This window comes from Paenibacillus sp. FSL R5-0914 (assembly GCF_038004525.1).
Classification (GTDB): Bacteria; Bacillota; Bacilli; order Paenibacillales; family Paenibacillaceae; genus Paenibacillus_AQ.
In genome coordinates, this window is record NZ_JBBORH010000002.1 from 1,324,971 (window position 1) to 1,344,569 (window position 19,599).

16 protein-coding genes are annotated in these 19,599 nt (G+C 43.2%); 4 read left to right on the plus strand and 12 right to left on the minus strand.

All coding sequences use genetic code 11. The features are described from left to right. Nucleotides 1–4 precede the first annotated feature (4 nt). The 5 genes from MKX60_RS21995 to MKX60_RS22015 form a co-directional block, all read right to left on the minus strand. On the minus strand, nucleotides 5–1,471 hold the full coding sequence (locus MKX60_RS21995) for a sensor histidine kinase (RefSeq protein ID WP_341061144.1): 1,467 nt from the start codon (nucleotides 1,469–1,471) through the stop codon (nucleotides 5–7). Continuing rightward, nucleotides 1,468–2,166 carry a response regulator transcription factor gene (locus tag MKX60_RS22000; protein WP_042128265.1) on the minus strand — a complete coding sequence of 233 codons (699 nt, stop codon included), beginning with the start codon at nucleotides 2,164–2,166 and terminating at the stop codon, nucleotides 1,468–1,470. The genes MKX60_RS21995 and MKX60_RS22000 overlap by 4 nt, the downstream gene beginning before the upstream one ends. After that, nucleotides 2,159–3,448 carry a hypothetical protein gene (locus tag MKX60_RS22005; RefSeq protein WP_341060996.1) on the minus strand — a complete coding sequence of 430 codons (1,290 nt, stop codon included), beginning with the start codon at nucleotides 3,446–3,448 and terminating at the stop codon, nucleotides 2,159–2,161. The genes MKX60_RS22000 and MKX60_RS22005 overlap by 8 nt, the downstream gene beginning before the upstream one ends. A gap of 28 nt (nucleotides 3,449–3,476) precedes the next feature. Further along, on the minus strand, nucleotides 3,477–4,202 hold the full coding sequence (locus MKX60_RS22010) for a phosphonate ABC transporter ATP-binding protein (protein WP_076283562.1): 726 nt from the start codon (nucleotides 4,200–4,202) through the stop codon (nucleotides 3,477–3,479). Nucleotides 4,203–4,292: 90 nt separating this feature from the next. Next, complete coding sequence (locus tag MKX60_RS22015) at nucleotides 4,293–5,447, minus strand: MFS transporter (protein ID WP_341061145.1); 1,155 nt, start codon at nucleotides 5,445–5,447, stop codon at nucleotides 4,293–4,295. Between the two features lie 162 nt (nucleotides 5,448–5,609). Here MKX60_RS22015 and MKX60_RS22020 point away from each other — a divergent pair, with 162 nt between their 5' ends. The 3 genes from MKX60_RS22020 to MKX60_RS22030 all read left to right on the plus strand — a co-directional run bounded on the left by MKX60_RS22020 (nucleotide 5,610) and on the right by MKX60_RS22030 (nucleotide 8,139). Then, complete coding sequence (locus tag MKX60_RS22020) at nucleotides 5,610–6,527, plus strand: ArsR/SmtB family transcription factor (RefSeq protein ID WP_076283561.1); 918 nt, start codon at nucleotides 5,610–5,612, stop codon at nucleotides 6,525–6,527. Between the two features lie 36 nt (nucleotides 6,528–6,563). Beyond that, nucleotides 6,564–7,310, plus strand: a complete 747-nt coding sequence (locus MKX60_RS22025) for an HAD family hydrolase (RefSeq protein ID WP_076283560.1) — start codon at nucleotides 6,564–6,566, stop codon at nucleotides 7,308–7,310. Nucleotides 7,311–7,413: 103 nt separating this feature from the next. Further along, entirely contained in the window at nucleotides 7,414–8,139 is a 726-nt protein-coding gene (locus MKX60_RS22030) for a DsbA family protein (protein WP_341060997.1), read from the plus strand. A gap of 89 nt (nucleotides 8,140–8,228) precedes the next feature. On the opposite strand, the gene MKX60_RS22035 is transcribed toward MKX60_RS22030, so the two are convergent. After that, nucleotides 8,229–10,484 (minus strand): type IA DNA topoisomerase, encoded by a 2,256-nt coding sequence (locus MKX60_RS22035; RefSeq protein ID WP_341060998.1) that lies wholly within the window; start codon nucleotides 10,482–10,484, stop codon nucleotides 8,229–8,231. A gap of 186 nt (nucleotides 10,485–10,670) precedes the next feature. Here MKX60_RS22035 and MKX60_RS22040 point away from each other — a divergent pair, with 186 nt between their 5' ends. Next, nucleotides 10,671–11,534, plus strand: coding sequence for a pentapeptide repeat-containing protein (locus tag MKX60_RS22040; protein WP_076298740.1), 864 nt, complete (start codon nucleotides 10,671–10,673; stop codon nucleotides 11,532–11,534). Nucleotides 11,535–11,545: 11 nt separating this feature from the next. On the opposite strand, the gene MKX60_RS22045 is transcribed toward MKX60_RS22040, so the two are convergent. From MKX60_RS22045 to lpdA, 6 genes are all read right to left on the minus strand, one after another. Then, nucleotides 11,546–13,258: a proline--tRNA ligase gene (locus tag MKX60_RS22045; RefSeq protein WP_341061146.1), complete on the minus strand. Its 1,713-nt coding sequence runs from the start codon at nucleotides 13,256–13,258 to the stop codon at nucleotides 11,546–11,548. 424 nt (nucleotides 13,259–13,682) lie between these two features. Then, on the minus strand, nucleotides 13,683–15,170 hold the full coding sequence (locus tag MKX60_RS22050; RefSeq protein WP_076283556.1) for a glutamate synthase subunit beta: 1,488 nt from the start codon (nucleotides 15,168–15,170) through the stop codon (nucleotides 13,683–13,685). A 230-nt stretch (nucleotides 15,171–15,400) separates the two neighbouring features. Further along, nucleotides 15,401–15,892, minus strand: a complete 492-nt coding sequence (locus MKX60_RS22055) for a dihydrofolate reductase (protein WP_076283555.1) — start codon at nucleotides 15,890–15,892, stop codon at nucleotides 15,401–15,403. 53 nt (nucleotides 15,893–15,945) lie between these two features. Then, complete coding sequence (locus tag MKX60_RS22060; protein ID WP_076283554.1) at nucleotides 15,946–16,926, minus strand: thymidylate synthase; 981 nt, start codon at nucleotides 16,924–16,926, stop codon at nucleotides 15,946–15,948. Between the two features lie 107 nt (nucleotides 16,927–17,033). Further along, a complete protein-coding gene (locus MKX60_RS22065) occupies nucleotides 17,034–18,008 on the minus strand; it encodes a S66 family peptidase (protein ID WP_076283553.1) in 975 nt (324 codons plus the stop codon). A 177-nt stretch (nucleotides 18,009–18,185) separates the two neighbouring features. Further along, nucleotides 18,186–19,598 carry a dihydrolipoyl dehydrogenase gene (gene lpdA / locus MKX60_RS22070; protein ID WP_042188806.1) on the minus strand — a complete coding sequence of 471 codons (1,413 nt, stop codon included), beginning with the start codon at nucleotides 19,596–19,598 and terminating at the stop codon, nucleotides 18,186–18,188. Nucleotide 19,599: the final 1 nt, after the last annotated feature.

The window sequence follows — 19,599 nt, forward strand, 5'->3', positions numbered from 1 at the left end:
CACGTCATGCCTCCCAATCATCTAATTCTGGAAAGGTAGCTGTAATTTGAGTTACCCCTTCTGAGTTAACTTCAGGCTGTGGTTCTGTAAGAGGCAAGATGACGGTAACTTCCGTTCCTTTTCCAAGCTCACTTACCATATCAAGTGTCCCATTATGAAGTTCTACAATCTGCTGTGAGATCGCTAGCCCCAAGCCTGTTCCTCCATTGAGTGCATCCACTTGAAAGAAACGGTCTTTCACTCTGGAGATATGTGCTTCACTAATCCCAATCCCACTATCACGAACCATGATAGCAGTCTCTGTAGCCGAAATTCTCTTCGCAGACAATTCTATACTGGACTCCTCATGTGAAAACTTCACGGCATTGTCTACCAGATTCAAGAACACTTGTTTTAGACGATTGGCATCCCCTTTAACATAGATCCCGTCTTCACATTCAAGAAGCAGGTGAATCCGTTTCTTCTCCGCTTTGGCCCAAATATTAAGTATAGTCTCCTGAAGTAACACTTTCACGTCAACAATCCCAATGGACAGCTTCATTTGGTTCTGCTGCAGCTTTGAAAAGTCTAGAATCTCCTCTACTAGACCAATCAAGCGTTCACTTTCTTTGGAAATGATGCTGACTCCAAGCTTCGTCTCCTCCGGATCATAGCCACCAGAGACCAAGGTTTCACTCCAGCCCTTGATACTAGTAAGGGGTGTCCGAAGCTCATGGGAAATGGACGAGATGAAATCATCTTTAATCTGATTACTGCGCACAATTTCCTGAGCCATATAATTCAGCGTTGAAGCCAAGTCACCAATCTCAAATTTGTAATTCCCCTTAATCCGCACATTAAATCTACCCTTAGCCATTTGGGCTGATACCGCCGTAATGTTATTGAGCGGCTTTACGATTGAATTGGCAAGTCCGAAGCTGAACACGATAACTACAGCCATAACAGCTGCACCTATACCAATTGACAATAACGTAAGATTAAGCAAATCGTTGTTGATACCCTCAAGTGAAGTAAGATATCTAAGAATATACGTATCACGTCCGTGAACCTGCAGCATCTTGGACACAGCCATAACACTCTCGTTAGTACCACTCTGGCGTCCTACCCAGCGGCCAATGCTGCCCCCTACCGCTTCAGGGACGTCACTAGTTGTAATCGTACGATCAGGCTGAAAACCGGTCGAACTGGTAATCATGTCACCATTCATGGTCAATACTTCTAGCTCTGTATTGGGCAGCTCAAATCTATCCAGCAGTACTTGCAGCTGATTCGAGTTGTTATCGCCATCTAGCTCGTATTTATGAAAAAACGACTCTGCCGTGGTAATGTGATTTTTCATCTTGCTATATACACTGTCATAATAATACGTTCTGATGGCAAGCAGGAAGATAACTTCTACGAGGAGAAGCGCCAAAAAAACTACAAGAATGTAGTGTAGAACAATTTGTCTGCGCATCCCCTTCTTAATCATTGTACTTGGCCTTTCCATCTATATCCGTGTCCCCATACCGTTTGCAAAAATTCTGGCTCTGACGGATTATTCTCTATTTTTTGACGCAGACGACGAATATTCACATCCACAATTTTGGGATCACCCATATACTCCTTGCCCCACACATGATCCAGCAGAAGATCGCGGCTGAGCGGTGTATTTTCTTTTTCGAGGAAGAATTGAATCAACGAAAATTCCGTTGGCGTCAGTTCAATCGCTTCATTATCACGTTTAAAATGTTTGGAAATAAGATCCAAGGTAAATGGCCCTGAAACGAATGAAACTTTCGCTGACTGTTCACGATGAACGTTCACTCGGCGCAGCAAAGATTGAATTCGAGCAATCAGTTCTGTCGGGCTGAATGGCTTGCTAACATGGTCATCCGCTCCTACAGACAATGCATACACTTTATCTTGCTCTTGAACCTTGGCTGTCAGAAAAATAATACCCAAACGCTCATTGGTTTCTCTGACCCGTCTACATACTTCAAATCCATCAATACCCGGAACCATTACATCCAACAGAGCGATATCAATATCAGGGATCGTGGTTAACTTGTGAAGAGCTTCATGCCCATCCGCAGCCTCTATCACTTCGAACCCATTACGCTTCAAGTTAATGACAATAAAACTACGAATGGACTCCTCATCTTCCAGTATCAGTACTTTACTCATCTATTCCCTTCCTTTCTATAGGGGAAGCAATTTTATTGCTTCCTTCCTTTGTTGTACTTTGTTCTAACTTACCGCGGTAGGCGATGACCTTGTCTGCATCACGTGCAAGCAAATCCCAACCGTCATTTTTTACGCGATCCCATTCTGAAGGAGAAAAGAAGGAAACCTCAGCAACCGTCTCACCGGTATCTGACATGATAAACTTAAGGTTCTTATCCAGAACCGATTTCGTATCAACTGTCACCTTTCCATGCCATTCCGGAGAAAAATTAATATTGAATCGATCCGATGGATCATGATATAGCTGGGTTGCGAAGGTCAGACCTTCTTTCCCATCCCATTTATAATAGGAGGTAAAGTATGGAATTTCAGCTGGATCGAAATACTCCCATCCTTTAGGCGCCTCAAGCAATCCAATTTCAATAATGCCATCATGATCAATATCTTCACTTGCAATCCGACGATCTTTATAAGTCCGCGCATCGCCTGGTAATACCACACGCAGCTTGTTATTCTCCATAACGACAATAGAGGTATAGGCAGATTGGGAATCCACCGCAGCATCCAATACGATTCCTTCTTTATTCTCTGAGATTTTTCCTGCAATAATATTGTAATAATTATTAAAATAAGGATCGATATTATCAAGCTTATCGAGTACCTTAAAGCCATCATTGTACTGATAGACCGAAATGGTTGCAAATTCATTTCTTTTAAAGTAAACAACGGTTATGTCTTCAATTCCATCCCCATTAAGATCATCAATCATATATTTAGTATAAGGATGTGAAAGCACTTCTTCTAATGTTCCGCTGGAATAGCTATAGACGACAAGACCCTTTTCTTCACCTTGTGAATAGCCGGTAACAATTTCAAGCTTCCCATCACCCGTCATATCCTTCAAATCAACCGATTCCAGCACAGACCCGTCGCCATCGAATACAAGTTTTTTGACCCATGTGTCGCCCTGTTTCTCCAGTATCATCCCGTGAATCTGTACGGCTTCACCTGGAGTCCTATAGAACACTAGCGTCTCCATAACTCCATCCTTATTGAGATCCTCAGTAAAGATGGTACTATCATCGTCATTGGTCGGACGAATCAACGTGGAACCTGCTGGCTTAAGTGAATTAATAGCAGCCATAAGTGTTGCTTTGTCAGCAGACAATTGTGGGGATTTCATCTTAGAAACAGGATCACTGATGAAAGTACAACCCGACAGTACGGATAACGTCAGCGTTGCGGCTACAAAGCACCTAAGACTTCTCATATTCAACTTCATCACTCTTTTCCTTATCCGTGTCCTATATTTAAAGATTTGCACGTTCTTGGAACGTTAATCTACGCCCCTTTATATCATGCTTAATTCTGCCATCTTCTAGTACCCATAGACGCGTAGCAAAACGTTCCGCTAATTCAATCGGTAATACCGTTACAACCGTAAGACCGGTTTCTTTACACAGCTTTCGCAATGTTTCCAAGACACTCTCCGCGGATTTAGGATCTAATCCCGTAACCGGTTCATCCGCTAAAATCACTTTAGCACCGTGAGTCAACGCTCTAGCAATCGCTACACGCTGCCTTTCTCCGCCACTAAGTTGACTTGTCTTCATCTTCGCCTTATCCAGGAGGCCAAGGGCGTCCAGTTCATCCATTGCACCCATATAATCATCTGAACGTACCATCCCAGTGACCATTCGCCATAACGGCGTTTGTGAAGACTGGCCGATCAGTACATTTTTCAATGCAGTACGGTTAGGATTGAGCTCTGCATTCTGCTCCAGGTATGCCCACTCGCGGCGGATTTTTCTTTTACCTGTAAAGGCACTCGCCATTATATCTGTACCGTCCACTCTAAAATTCCCTCTATCCCACTTCTCACGCAGCGCTAAACAGCGCAGTAAAGTGGTCTTACCGCTACCGCTAGCTCCAAGTATTGCTACGAACTCACCCGGTTCTAATTGAAACCCTATATCCTGTAGAACTGGATTCTTATCTTCCCCAACTGCCTTGGCTAAGTGTTCAACTGTGATCATAGTTCAGCCTCTCCCTGTCTTTATCTATAATCTATAGTGTACTCTGAAAGCCAGATGAATTTCCATGCGAGCACTCGTTCTTATCTTACCTCAAATTTTTTGCCGTGGCGAGAAAAATAACCCAAGCAATCCGAAGGCGATATATAAAGCGCCCATCAAGCATAAAATCCCCCCGCCCCAGCCGACTTGCATGAGCAAACCACCGATCCCTGGACCTATAATACTGCCTATACTAAAATGAAAAGAAGCAACCACATTTGCAGCAGGCAGTAAATGTCGTGGTAAAATGTCCGCAGCCAGACTAAGCCCTAACGAGAAAAAGGAGCCTACAAGTCCACCAGCAATCATCAACAGCACCATAGTCACTTTGAAATGGTCACCTGCTAATGGCAGTAATGCGAAGGCAATCCCGCCTCCAATCCCAGTAAGAATCAATACCTTCTTTCGACCAAAACGGTCGCTCCACAGTCCTAGCGGGAATTGTAACAACAGTCCTCCAATGCCCGCAAAAGGCAATAAGGCTGCAATTTGATCCGTGCTGTATCCGATCCGGAGGCCATACACTGGAAAATTACTGTTTAAGCTTGCTTCCATGAAACCGTATAGGAGTGCAGGAATTAAAGCAAACCACGCTAGACTGTAACAACGTCCAAACCGGCGTACCTGACTTTCTCCACTCTCAACTTTATCTGGACGTGAATCCGGAAGCATTGTAACGGCTAGTATTAGGACCAGCAAAAAAAGAAAAGCTAGAACAATAAAGGGTGTTGCCTGACCAAAGCGCAGCAGACTAATTCCAAGTGGCCCCAAGCTAAAGCCCAGACCATAGGACATCCCATACAGGGAAAGATTTCGTCCACGATGCTCGGCAGGTGTCATTAGCAGCACCCATAGCTGGGCGGCATAATTGATAGCTGCATCACCAACACCTACAAGTAGACGTAACACAAACCATATTTTGATTCCAGGAAAAAAGGGGAATAAAAGCAAGCTTACTAAGACTAAGCTTATCCCGCCAGCAATCAATTTTTTGAATCCAATCGCTCCGAGAACTCTTTCAGCAATCAAGGTCATTCCGAATGATCCTATGTATAAAGCAGCTGCATTAAGTCCATTAAGCGAAGAGGAAACTCCTTTCTGCTCCAATAGAATGGATAATACGGGAAGCAGCATTCCTTGGCTGAGTCCAGCCGCTATAGTAGCGGTAATAAGAATCATGAAATTCATTTTGCTGTTACTTCGAATAGATAATTTTGGCCGGTCTGACACAGATGATATCCCCCTATGATTAATAACGCTAATTTGTTCTAACGCCAATTGGCAAACACCGAACATTATAGTGGACAACCCTCTTCAAAACAAGAGATAATATGAAGATGTTACGGATTTCCTGGGGGTGCATGAGACATGGAGTACGAATTAAAGATCGACGTATCGCCGGTTTATGAACTGCTGGACAGTTTTATGTTATATGTAACTAGAAAATGGATCTCCAATTTGGACATTGGTCCCCACTGGATAAGTGATGTGGAAGATCGCATTTCTCCTCATAAGGTAACAGCTTTAATGCAAGCCGCCGAGTGGCCTTTTACGGATTATGATGTGCTATATGCCTGGGTTTACATTCGAGGACCCGCAACTTCAGTGCAGCATTTCTTAGATGATCTGGATTCAGCCTCCATAGAAGAATGTTATCAGCAAATCGCTCCGCTCATTCAGGAGTTTACGATTGAAGATGCTTTTCGGATTCGGAGCAGCTATAGTCCACTCTTGCGTCTCTGGTACGAGCAATACTTCCGCCATGTGGAGCACAAAATATTACCGCTATTAATTGAAGATGCTTCTGAGAAAAAAATGCTTGAAAGTAAAATGGATCCCATTTCTCTAATTGAATACGCGTCTGGCGGTGTAGTTTTCGAGGAGATCACGGATCTAAAAACGATTGTATTACTACCAACTGTTCATAATCGTCCGATTAACACCTACTGCTTCTACAAAACCATGGTGATCGTACAATACCCTGTAGATGTACCTTTAGAAGACGAAAATGAACCACCTATGGTGCTTTTGCGCATGACCAAGGCACTATCCGACCCCACCAGACTTCGATTGCTTCGCTATGTCGCACATGAACCCAAGTCGTTGTGGGAGATGCAATCAGATCTTAATCAATCCAGAGAAATGCTGATGCATCACCTTATGATTCTACGAGTAGCCGGCCTACTCCGCATCCATCTTAGAGGTGAACAAGATGAACGTTTCAGTATTCGCCCTGACGGCGCATCAGAGCTTCAAATGTTCCTAGAGTCTTATATTTATCTATAGAACACTATACAGATACAGATCCAAGGAGTGAGAGATATGAAATACATGACACAACAGGTGATTTTCGATCTAGATGATACACTGGTCCACTGCAACAAATATTTCGATCTGATTTTAGGGCAATATTTTGAGCTAATGACTGATTGGTTTAACGAATTTGGCCCGAGCACCAGTGACCTACGCGACAAACAAATAGAAATTGACGTGCACACGGTCAACACAAGTGGTCTTGCCAGCGATAATTTCCCTAAATCCCTAATCGCTACCTACCGCTATTTCTGCGCAAAATATAATCGTCCGACGGACCGTTTTCAAGAACAACAGTTACACAAGCTTGGACTAAGCGTCTATGATCAAGAAATCGAAGCTTACCCTGGCATGGTTGAAACGTTGGATACTCTGAAGCAGGATGGTCACCATTTATTCCTGTACACAGGTGGAGACGATACGATCCAACAACGTAAAATTGAGCAAATGAAGCTAGATGCTTACTTTGATGACCGGATCTATATTCGTCAACATAAAAATGTTGAGGCACTTGAAAATATTTTGACTACGCAAGGCTTTGACCGCAAACGCACCTGGATGATTGGTAACTCTTTACGTACAGATGTACTACCGGCAGTAACCGCAGGCATTAACAGTATCTATCTGAAGCAACAGAATGAATGGAGCTATAACCTTATTGAACTGGAGCAAGAAATGCAACAAGCAGTGAAGACCATTTCCTCCATCCATGAGGTGCCTCCTGTTATTCGTACTGCTACCCTGCAGAAACTCTAGGTGCAAAGTAACCTCAGACATTGTTACAAATGACATATCTACTCTACCTCTGGGATGTTTATACTATTTTTGTATAATTCCTAAATGAGGTAGGAGATGAGATATGAACAAGAAAGTGAAGTCCAACCATTCTCGAACTAACAAACAAATGCTTCCCATGCTCTTAGGTATAGTTGTTGTAATCCTTGTCGCTGTTATTGTCTTCATTCTAAATGACAAGACGGACAGTACAGAGGGTTTACCTAACTACACTGATGTGAAGGGGAGCATTGTTGTTGATGGGCTGAAATATGAAAAGCAACCTCATCTTGGTAGTCCTGATGCCAAAATCAAAGTCATCGAATTTGCAGATTTCAAATGTCCTGCCTGCAAAAACTGGACGGAGAAATATCTGGATACGTTTGTTAAGGACTACGTGGATACTGGAAAAGTTGAGCTTTTCTTCATGAACTTTGCCTTTTTGGATCGAGATTCCTATCTTGCTGCAAGTGCAGGTGAAGCCATTTATAAGCAAAGCAACGAGAAGTTCTGGGAATATCTCCATAAGCTGTACGCCAATCAAGGCGATGAGAGCAAAATATGGGCCACACAGAAGTTCATTCTAAATTTCGTCAAAGATAACATTGAAGGTATTGATTTCGCTCAATTCGAAACAGATCTCAAGAATCATACCTATATGTTCGACGTCAAAGAAGACTTCAAGATCGCGGGATCGTACGGGGTTAATGGTACACCTAAATTTATGGTAAACGGAACCCTGCTTCCTGACTCCTCCTATGAAGGGTTAACTGCAGCGATTGAAGCGCAGCTGGCTAAATCCGCTGAATAATTATAAGGCATGATTAAAAAGGTGTCTCTGCCATGTATCCATCATGGCTAGAGACACCTTTTTACCGTACACACATTCTTTTTGATCGACTATGATTCAATTGCTAATTGGCCCGTATCCATATTTTGAAGCACTAGCTTGCCTTCCAGAGGTGTACCGTCTTCGCTGGTAAGCTTTAGCTTGCCCGTCCGACCTTTCTCAATCAACGCCTTCACTTGTGCATCCGTGAGTGTACGACCATGATTCTCTTTCCAAATCACGAATTTACAGCCTTCCTTGTAATGAGAGCAGCCGTAGCCTTTTTTACCCATAAAAATCATTCCACCGCAGCCGGGACGCGGACAGTTTCCAATGACCTTAGGTCCTGAATTGGCAGATTCCTCTTCACTACTTGCCTTGCGCTTTCGCGGCGCCGCAGTTTTGTCGGTGGTTTTACGAGATGTACTTCCAGCACTTCGCCCTTTAGCACTTGTATTGACAGAAGGCGTCTCCCCTTCAAATGAGGTTTTGGACGCCCGAGATTGTACTCGTACTTTGTCTACGATCATGCAGGCGAATCTTTTTACATTCTCCATAAACTGCCCGTCCGACGCCGTTCCTCTCGATATTTCGTTCAAACGACGTTCCCATTGTCCGGTCATTTCCGGTGAAGTCAACAGCTCAATACCCGCTCCACGAATCAGCTCAATGGCTGTTCGTCCTTTTTGCGTGATGGCAATTTTTTTGCCCTGCATTTCGATGTATCCGACATTCTTCAGCCGTTCTATCGTTGCTGCACGGGTAGCCGGAGTTCCAAGCCCTGAATCCTTCATAGCATCGCGAAGCTCTTCATCCTCAATCTGCTTTCCGGCACTTTCCATCGCTCGAAGCAGCGTACCTTCTGTGTAATGCTTAGGTGGCTGAGTATCTTTCTCTTTAACAATAGCCTCACTACAAACCACTTCTTCTGCCGGAGCAATAGAAAATGGTTCATTCACTTCGATCTCTTCGTCCTCTTCGTCATCCTTGTTCTTACCCTTGGAAGTCTTCGCTTTATCCTTCTTCTGGTCCGCGTAAATGACCTTCCAGCCGAGGCTTAATAATTCCTTGACTGTGGTTTTGAACTTTTCCTCTTCTACCTCGGTCATCACCGTATGCACTTTATACTCCGCTGCCGGATAGAACTGAGACAAAAAACGCCGCACAATCAAATCATACAGCTTTCCTTCATCTGCACTAAGTCCTGATGCTTTACGATATGTAGGCAAAATCGCGTGGTGATCCTCAACCTTCGAGGGGTTGCAGATGAATTTATTCCCTTTATGAACGAGATTGCGATTCGCACCCTTCACCCACTCATCATACGCCGTCCCTTGCAGCGCGGATAACGTCTTATGCATCTCAGGAATATTCTGTTCTGTAACATAGTTGGAGTTCGTCCGCGGATAAGAGATCACCTTATGCTTTTCATATAACGCTTGAGCAATATCAAGCGTCTTTTTTGCGGAAAAAGCGTACTTTCCATTCGCCTCACGCTGCAGCAGCGTCAAATCGTACAGCTTATTCGGATACTCTTTTGTTTCCTTAACCTCGTAAGACTCAATCCGGCCCGGTTTTCCTTTGACCTTGGCAGCTAGCGCCTCCGCCTTATCCCCATCAGTCAGCCGATCCCCCTGCCACATGCCTTTATAGGTCATTTCATTCTGAGTAAAATGTCCCTCCACCTCAAAAAACTTTAGGGAAGAGAACGCCTCAATCGTCTTCTGACGGTCGTAAATCAGCGCGAGTACGGGAGTTTGAACCCTACCCACGGACAGCAGCACATTATGCTTTGTAGTAAAAGCACGTGATCCGTTCATGCCGATGAGCCAATCCGCTTCACTGCGAGCTTTTGCTGCTTTCGTTAGATTCTCGTACTCCGATCCATCCTTCAGCTCCTGGAATCCTTTGCGAATGGTCTCTGGCGTCAGATCCGAGATCCACAACCGCTTCACAGGATGCTCCAGCTTCAAATGTCGTTGAATGAGTGAAAAGATATGCTGCCCTTCTCGCCCGGCATCGCATGAATTCACTAGAAGATCGCTACGTTTCGCAAGATCTCCAATTACCTTGAGCTGGTCGATTGTCCGCGCATTAGGAACCAGTTTGAACTGGTCTGGAATAATGGGCAGATCATTAATATTCCACTTTTTGTATTTAACATCATAAGCATCCGGCTCGGCCAAACCGATTAGATGCCCTATTGCCCAAGTAATAATGTACTGCTCCCCTTCAAGATAGGAACGGTAATTTTTGGCCTTCGGTTCTATTGCGGCGGCGATATTCCGCCCCATATCCGGTTTCTCCGCAATAATGAGTGTCTTCAAAAACAATCGCTCCTTACCTTTTCGTTCTTAAGTCCAAAATGCGTCCAGTATTCTATTATACCATTAACCTCGGTTTTTTTTAATGGATTGGTTAGTAGGCCTAGGTAAAATTCAGACTTCCCTTTGTCTTTTCTATGAATTAGAATAGTTTGGTAAACGAGTTTTATATATCGGAGGAATCAAAACGTGTCTGAAAATCACAAATTTACAGAACCTTATAAGGACAAAAACGGTCACTATTTAAAAGCAGAATGTGAGAGCTGCTTCGGTTTGTGCTGTTCCGCATTACCTTTTTCAGCTTCAGTGGATTTTGCTATGGATAAAGCAGCTGGCCAGCCGTGCCATAACCTACAATCAGACTTTCGCTGTGGTGTACATACAGATTTAAGAACGCTTGGATTTCGTGGTTGTACTGTATATGACTGTTTTGGGGCTGGGCAAAAGCTTTCTCAGGTTACTTATACCGGTGAGGACTGGCGGAAGAATCCAAAAACTGCAAAGCAAATGTTCGAGGTATTTACGGCCATGTGGCATTTGCACGAATTGCTATGGTACTTAAATGAATCATTGAACTTAGATATAACCCATTCAATACATGTTGAGCTGCAAACAGCACTCGATGAGACGGAACAACTCACTTTACTTAACCCTGATTCTCTACAGAAGGTGAATGTTGACGCTCATCGAGCAAAGATTAATCTGTTACTGCTGCAAGTCAGTGAACTTGTGCGTACTGAGGCTCGTCGTAAACTAAAAAAAGCATCGAGAACTTTCAGCCGTGGTGCTGACCTTGTCGGCGCAAATCTTAAAAATGCAGATCTCAGGGGCGCCAACCTGAGGGGAGCCTATTTGATTGCCGCTGACCTTAAAGGCGCTAATCTTAGAGGTGCAGATCTTATTGGTGCAGATTTCCGTGACACTGACCTTAGGGGCGCTGATCTATCAGAGAGCATTTTTCTAACTCAGGGTCAGATTAATGCGGCAATAGGTGATGATCTCACAAAGTTACCTCCAGCACTTTCCCGCCCTGAACAATGGCTTTCAGTTTGAGTTATAGAAGTTTAATTCAGCTGCGAAAAGAATTCTTGGATACGAGAAACTGCTTCGAACTTTTCTAAGACTTCTTTACCCGCAGAGGCTCTTTCTAGATACTCCACCCTACCTTGTGCAGCTTCCTTACCGACCACTAGCGTTACGGGTATACCAATCAAGCTTGAGTCCTTAAATTTAACGCCAGCACGTTCATCCCTATCATCTAGCAGCGTCTCAATACCGAGCTTAGTAAGTTGATTATAAAGCTCTTCTGCAACTGCCAGTTGCTCCGAGTCCTTTATGGACATCATCAAAATATGAACCTGATAAGGTGCTAATGCAACTGGCCACATTATTCCTTGATCATCATGATTCTGTTCTACAATTGCGGACAATAGACGCGAGATTCCAATTCCGTAACAACCCATGATCATAGGCTGACTTTTGCCTGAACGATCTAAAAAGGAAGCTCCAAGCTTCTCACTGTATTTGGTACCTAATTTAAAGACATGTCCGATTTCAATGCCTTGATGAAAATGAAGAACGCCATCCTCGCAATGTGGACAAGCTTCTCCTTCCGCTACATTGCGAAAATCCCCCACATGCTCAAGCCCAAAATCTCTACCAGGTACAACATTACGGAAGTGATAATTTTTTTCTCCTGCTCCCGTCGTACCTTCCGTCATCTCAGCAACTGCGGCATCAACTAGTACAGTTAATTGAAGTCCCACAGGCCCCACAAACCCAATCTCTACACCCGTTAAGGATTTCACAGCTTCATAGTCAGCAAGACCGATCTCCATCGCTCCGATATATTTACTCACTTTTATCTCATTAACTTCATGATCTCCTCGAACCACTACAGCAAAGAATTGTCCGCTACCTTCGTAGATCAATGTTTTCATAATCTGCTCTGGCTGGATCACCAACTCCTGCTCTAATTGATCAATTGTACGTAAATTTGGAGTATGGAATTTCTCTATCGCTGGTACTTCGAAATTCATTTCCTTCTTAACAGGACGCACAGCTTCTGCCTGTTCCAGATTGGCTGCGTAATCGCAAGAGGAACATACCGCAATCGTATCTTCCCCGATATCAGCCAGTGCCATAAATTCATGGCTGCCCCCTTCTCCGCCAATTGCACCAGAATCTGCATGAACAGCTCTGAACTTCAATCCACATCGCTTAAATATCCGGTGATAAGCATCGAACATTTGGTGATATGATTTATCAAGTCCTTCTGAGCTTATGTCAAAAGAGTACGCATCCTTCATCAAGAACTCTCTTCCTCTTAGCAATCCGGAACGTGGTCGCCGTTCATCTCGAAACTTAGTCTGAATTTGATACACGGTAACAGGAAGCTTACGATAGGAGTTGATCTCATTCCGCACAAGTGTGGTTACTACTTCTTCATGCGTTGGACCGAGAATGAATTCCCGCTCATGACGATCCTTAAAAGTCATCAACTCCTTACCATAAACATCATAGCGTTCTGATTCCTTCCAAAGTTCCGCAGGCTGCATGGATGGCATTAAAATCTCCTGCGTTCCGGAATGATCCATCTCTTCTCTCACAATCGCTTCTATCTTTCGAAGAACCCGCCGTCCAAGTGGTAAATAGGTATACACTCCAGCAGCTAATTGACGGATATACCCCGCACGCAGCAGTAGCTGATGACTGTTTGTCTCCGCTTCCGAAGGCACCTCACGCAGTGTTGTTAATAATAAATTGCTTTGTCGCATCATAAATACCCTCCCCAGAAATTATCTCTCTAAATGCAAAAAGACACATTCGTCAGGGACGAATGTGTCGTGATACCACCCTTATTCAACTGCCAGCTCCAACATACAATCCATTCTGATTTGGCAATCCTCAAATCGGATAACGGTCGATTCCGGTAGCGGGTTAGTAGATACTATCGCTACAGCTACCAAGGCAGGATACCACTCACACGTGTTTGAGGAACCTTTCACCCGGTGGGTTCCCTCTCTGTTCTAACGCTTCTTGAATCGTAGATCCTTGGTCAATGCTTTTATCATGTGAATAATGTATTTAATTTATATGATACTGATATCTACGTCAAGCATCGCTTGATTTAAAAAACCGTTTCTCCAGCAGGTAAACTGCTTTTGAAACGGCTTATTAGACAATTATTATCTTAACGTTTTAAACAAGAACGGTTGAACCCATCAGGTATTTATCCACTTCACGCGCAGCTTCGCGTCCTTCGTTGATGGCCCATACAACCAAGCTTTGACCACGTCTCATATCGCCAGCAGCAAATACTTTATCCACGTTCGTATTGAATTTACCATAACGAGCTTTCACATTGGAACGACGATCTGTCTCAAGATCAAGCTCTTGAATAATATCTTGTTCTGGCCCATCAAAACCGATGGCTATCAAAGCTAATTGAGCAGGATATACAGCTTCGGTACCTGGAACAGGTTGATAGATCTTACGACCTGTCTCATCCACGATCCGGCGGATCTGTACAGTATGCAGCTCTTTCAAGTTACCTTCATCATCACCAACAAATTTAGTAGTCATGATAGAGAACTCACGCGGGTCATCCCCAAATATGGCTTTAGCTTCTTCTTGCGCGTAGTCTAGGCTATATACATTCGGGAATTGTGGCCAAGGGTTAGCAATCGGATCACGCTGAAGAGGTGCTTTTTCATGTGTACCAAATTGAGTGATACTGCTGCAGCCATGACGAAGTGCTGTAGCAACACAGTCAGATCCAGTATCACCGCCACCCAAGACGATCACGTCTTTACCTTCAGCAGATACATAGTTGCCATCTTCAAGATTGGAATTCAAATAGCTCTTAATCGTACCATTTAAATAGTCCATGGCGTACATAACACCCTTAAGCTCACTGCCTTCAACGTTAAAACGACGCGCCTTTGTAGCGCCACCACACAGAACAACCGCATCATATTCATCCACTAGCTGTTGAGCAGGAATATCCTTGCCAATCTCTGTATTCACTACAAAATTAATACCTTCTGCAGCTAATAAATCTACACGACGTTGAACAACTCTCTTATCGAGTTTCATAGTGGGAATGCCATATGTCAGCAGTCCGCCGATGCGGTCACTGCGTTCAAATACAGTTACTGTATGTCCAGCCTTATTAAGTTGAGCTGCTGCTGAGAGTCCAGCAGGTCCAGAGCCTACGATTGCAATCTTTTTGCCTGTACGTTTCTCTGGAGGATTAGGTACAACCCAGCCTTCTTCAAAGCCCTTATCAATAATAGCTAACTCAATGGTCTTAATGGTCACCGGCTGTCCAATTAGACCCACTGTGCAAGAGCCTTCGCAAGGAGCAGGACAAATGCTTCCAGTAAACTCAGGAAAATTATTCGTCTTATGCAGACGTTCCAGGGCTTCTTTCCAGAGTCCGCGGTACACCAAATTATTCCACTCTGGAATTAGATTATGAACTGGACAACCCGAGGTTCCTCCAGCCATATCAATTCCTGTATGACAATACGGCGTTCCGCAATCCATGCAGCGCGCTCCTTGTGTCTGAAGCTCGTCCTCGGATAAATGATGGTGGAACTCCTCCCAGTCTTTTACCCGCTGCTCAGGATCCCGATCACCTGGGAGCTGCCGTTTATACTCCATAAAACCTGTAGGTGTAGACATGTTTACGTTTCCCCCATCCGTTCTCTTCGTGTTGAAGTATAGTACATTGTAGCATATTGCGGCTTCGTATGGTCGTGAGCAGCGCAATGAAGTACCTGCACATTCTATACCTGTAGATTATCATTTCTAATTTTAATTATAGTAGCACTCATTACTTTTGCACAGTAATGGATTAATCTACTGATTTTTTGTACTATTTCACATGTTATGTCAGAGAAAACGTTTTATTGCTATTCCGTACGTTCATAAACAAGAAAACGGTAATCATACGGATTCTTTTCATCACGAATTCCCTTCTTATTGGAAACCTCTTTCCACACACTCCAGTCAATATCAGGAAACCGGGTATTTCCTTCAAAATCCTGTTCAATTTGCGTTAACATCAACTTGTCAGCATACGGCAACATCAGCTTATAAATTTCCGCTCCGCCGATCACCATCAGTTCATCGTCTTTTCCACCCTCGCTGAGAGCTTCCTCAAGCGTGTGTACAACCTCTGCACCTTCAGGAGCATAATCAGTATCTCTAGTCATAATTAAGCTTGTTCTGCCCTTTAGAGGCTTCCCTCCGAGCGAATCCCAAGTTTTGCGGCCCATAAGCATTCTCTTCCCCAGTGTTTCCGCTTTGAAATAAGCGAAATCAAGCGGTAAATGCCAAGGCATATCATTATCTTTTCCAATAACATGATTGGTGCCCATTGCCCATATTAAGCTAATACTCATGAAACACGTTCCTCCCTACCTATATAGATCAAAAAATCTTGATAACCATTAATTTATACTGCGATTGGCGCTTTTATCGAAGGATGCGGATTGTAACCTTCAATGATAAGGTCTTCCAGCTCGATATCAAAAAGTGATTTCTTATTTGAATTAATAACCAAGGTAGGCAATGGTCTTAGGTCTCTTGATAATTGCTCTTTTACTTGATCAACATGGTTTGAATAGATATGTGCATCACTAATGCTATATACAAACTCGCCTACTTCTAGACCACACTCATGTGCTATTAAATGTGTAAGTAATGAGTAAGACGGGATATTGAAGTTAGCTCCAAGAAAAGAGTCAGCGCTGCGCTGCAGCAAGTGACAACTTAATTTACCATTTGCAACATAGAACTGGAACATAACGTGGCAAGGTGGTAACGCTGCTTTACTCCCTTTTGCCCCAGCATTTATAACGTCTTCCGGGTTCCATGCGCTTACAATTAAACGACGAGAATCAGGATTTGTTTTGATCTGATGAATTACATCTTGTAATTGGTCAATGGATTCACCCGTAGAAGATGTCCAATTTCGCCATTGCTTACCATAAACATTCCCTAGGTCACCATGCTTTGCTGCGAACGCATCATCTTCTAAGACACGATCACAAAATGCTTTCATCTCTGCTTGATAAACTTGATTGAAGTCTTCATCAATTAAACAACGATTCCCGAAATCACTCATATCTGGACCTGTATATTCGTCTGATTCAACCCATCTTTTGAAAGCCCATTCATCCCAAATATGATTATTATTTTTCAATAAATAACGGATGTTTGTGTCGCCTTTAATAAACCATAATAGTTCACTTGCGATTAAACGGAACGGAGTCCGTTTTGTTGTAAATAATGGGAAGCCTTTTGATAAATCAAATCGCATTTGATAACCAAATACACTAATTGTACCCGTTCCGGTACGATCTTCTTTTTTTACACCATTATCTAAAATATATTGTAAAAAATTCAAATAGGTTTGTTCTAACTCATTATTCAATTTACTGCACCTCCGTAATATTTCACCTCATATATTATATCTGAAAAATCCGATTTTTGTAGAAGGTAAGATATTTTTTAAATTTATTTAATAATCTGAGGAATTCACTACTCCGATATCCTTAACTCTAATCTAACCCCATAAGCACGAAGTGAGGCTTGTCCACCAACAGGAAAAGTAATCATAGGGGAGGTATGTCCAAAGTCCACGTTTGCAATGACAGGAATGTCTGATAGCTCTTCTTTCGAAGTTATGATTTTAATCAACAGTTCTTTAGTTATACGTGATCCTTGTTGGAATCTGCCAATAACCAATCCTTTAACATGCTGAAAATCTGGTTGATGAATCAGCGATTGTAAATCCCTATCAAAGGTTGCAGGCGATGACTCACAATCATCCTCAAGAAATAATATCGAATTTTTTAAACTTGGCATATACTCCGTTCCCTGCAAAAGATTTAATGTACAGAGGTTCCCACCGATAATTGTCCCTTTCGCTTCTCCATCATTGATAATGAACGGACCTTCATTTCTGATAAATACACGGTTCTCCTGATCCAGATACCACTCATCATCACTCCAATGCTTCGAAGGCCTCACCACTATTTCTTTGGTGTCCATCATCAGCTTACGGAAATATTCGGTGGTATATTCATTGTCGTGAAGCATTGCGAAGCTAGAAAAATGTGGTCCTGAATATGTAACTAATCCTGTTTTAGCATAGATTGCATTACTTAAAGCAGTAATATCCGAATACCCGCATAATCGTTTAGGATGCTCTGCAATGATGGAATAGTCGATATAACGTAGCAGTTGATTGCTATTAAAGCCTCCAATGGTCGTAAGAATCCCTTTAACATTCGGATCTAAAAAAGCTTCGTGCAAATCCTCTATTCTAGAATCGATCGATGAGGAAACAAAATCATCCTTCTCAAAAGAATTTACGGAAAATGATATCCGAAAACCTAATTTTTGTAGCTGTTCTTTGGCAATTTTCCTTTGTTCAGCAGCGATTAACGACAGACTTCTGGCAGGTGAGATGATTCGCAACTCATCACCAGGCTTTAACTTATTGGGTTTCATCATTTGTCCTCCCTATATAAGTTTTTAAAATACGGATGAATGATTTTATAGTGTATTCGCTCAAATTGTTTCATCTCCTCCCATTATATCTTTTTTCAAAAAAGTGGAAAACTCAAAAAGGCGAAACGCAAATGCGTTCCGCCTTTCAGTGCCTGCTAGAGCAATTGGGTAGAGAAATTATTTCATTACGTGAATAGGATGACCTTCAACCAGTTCAGCAGCTTCCATGACGATTTCGCCAAGGGTTGGATGCGCATGAATAGTCAAAGCGATATCTTCAAGTGTTGCGCCCATTTCAATTGCCAAACCAAGTTCAGCGATCAAGTTAGAAGCTTCGATACCAACGATTTGTGCACCAAGCACAAGATTGTTTTCGGAGTTAGCAACAATTTTGATGAAACCTTCTGGGCTGTTCAAAGATACGGCGCGGCCATTCCCTGCAAATGGGAACTTACCAGCTTTCACTTTGTAGCCTTTGTCTTTCGCTTCTTTCTCAGTCAAACCAACGCTTGAGCATTCAGGATCTGTAAACACAACTGCTGGGATGACTTTGTAGTCAACAACAGATGTAAGTCCTGCAATCGCTTCTGCGGCAATCTTACCTTCGTAAGAAGCTTTGTGAGCCAACGCCAGACCTGGAACAACGTCGCCGATAGCGAAGATGTTAGGAATGCTTGTGCGACCTTGGTGATCGACTTTGATCAATCCACGCTCGTCGAGCTCAAGACCGATCAGGTCTAGTCCAAGTTCACCATCAGTGTTAGGACGACGGCCTACAGTTACAAGCAAGTAATCCGCAGTAACTTCTTTGGATTCGCCACCAACAGAATATTTCACGGTAACTTCCTTGTCGTTCTGTACAGCACTTTCAGCTTTAGCGTTAGTTACGATTTCGATGCCAGTTTTAGCCATGTTTTTCGCAACAAGACGAGTCATATCTTTATCAAAGCCTGGAAGTACAGTATCCAAACCTTCGATGATTGTTACTTTAGTACCGAATTTGGAGTACATTTGGCCAAGCTCAGCGCCGATGTAACCACCACCGATTACGATCATGCTCTTCGGAATTTCTGGAAGCTCAAGAGCTTCAGTCGAAGACAGAATGCGTCCACCGAATGGGAAAGGTTTCAGTTCAATCGGACGGGAACCTGTTGCAATGATACAGTGTTTGAAGCGGTAACGTGGGGATTCATGATCATTGAACACACGTGCTTCTGTGTCGCTGATAAACATGCATTCGCCGTTAAATACTTCAATTTTGTTGCCTTTCATCAAGCTAGTCACGCCGCTAGTCATTTTCTTAACTACGCCGTTTTTGAACTCTTGAGTTTTGGCAAAATCCACTTTAACGTTCTCAGCAGTGACACCGAAAACTTCACCATGCTTAGCAGATTCGAACTGATGTGCAGCAGCAATCAGTGCTTTAGAAGGAATACATCCACGGTTCAAACATACACCGCCGAGTTCCGATTTATCCACGATGAGGACTTTTTGGCCGAGCTGAGCGGCACGAATTGCCGCCACATACCCACCAGGACCTGCACCAATGACCAATGTGTCAATATCTAGAGAAGCGTCTCCTACTACCATA

Bases quoted from the DNA above. Each gene is read 5' to 3' on its own strand.
- MKX60_RS21995 (WP_341061144.1), bottom strand. From the start codon at position 1,471: ATGATTAAGAAGGGGATGCGCAGACAAATTGTTCTACACTACATTCTT.
- MKX60_RS22000 (WP_042128265.1), bottom strand. From the start codon at position 2,166: ATGAGTAAAGTACTGATACTGGAAGATGAGGAGTCCATTCGTAGTTTT.
- MKX60_RS22005 (WP_341060996.1), bottom strand. From the start codon at position 3,448: ATGAAGTTGAATATGAGAAGTCTTAGGTGCTTTGTAGCCGCAACGCTG.
- MKX60_RS22010 (WP_076283562.1), bottom strand. From the start codon at position 4,202: ATGATCACAGTTGAACACTTAGCCAAGGCAGTTGGGGAAGATAAGAAT.
- MKX60_RS22020 (WP_076283561.1), top strand. From the start codon at position 5,610: ATGGAGTACGAATTAAAGATCGACGTATCGCCGGTTTATGAACTGCTG.
- MKX60_RS22025 (WP_076283560.1), top strand. From the start codon at position 6,564: ATGAAATACATGACACAACAGGTGATTTTCGATCTAGATGATACACTG.
- MKX60_RS22030 (WP_341060997.1), top strand. From the start codon at position 7,414: ATGAACAAGAAAGTGAAGTCCAACCATTCTCGAACTAACAAACAAATG.
- MKX60_RS22045 (WP_341061146.1), bottom strand. From the start codon at position 13,258: ATGCGACAAAGCAATTTATTATTAACAACACTGCGTGAGGTGCCTTCG.
- MKX60_RS22050 (WP_076283556.1), bottom strand. From the start codon at position 15,170: ATGTCTACACCTACAGGTTTTATGGAGTATAAACGGCAGCTCCCAGGT.
- MKX60_RS22055 (WP_076283555.1), bottom strand. From the start codon at position 15,892: ATGAGTATTAGCTTAATATGGGCAATGGGCACCAATCATGTTATTGGA.
- MKX60_RS22065 (WP_076283553.1), bottom strand. From the start codon at position 18,008: ATGAAACCCAATAAGTTAAAGCCTGGTGATGAGTTGCGAATCATCTCA.
- lpdA (WP_042188806.1), bottom strand. From the start codon at position 19,598: ATGGTAGTAGGAGACGCTTCTCTAGATATTGACACATTGGTCATTGGT.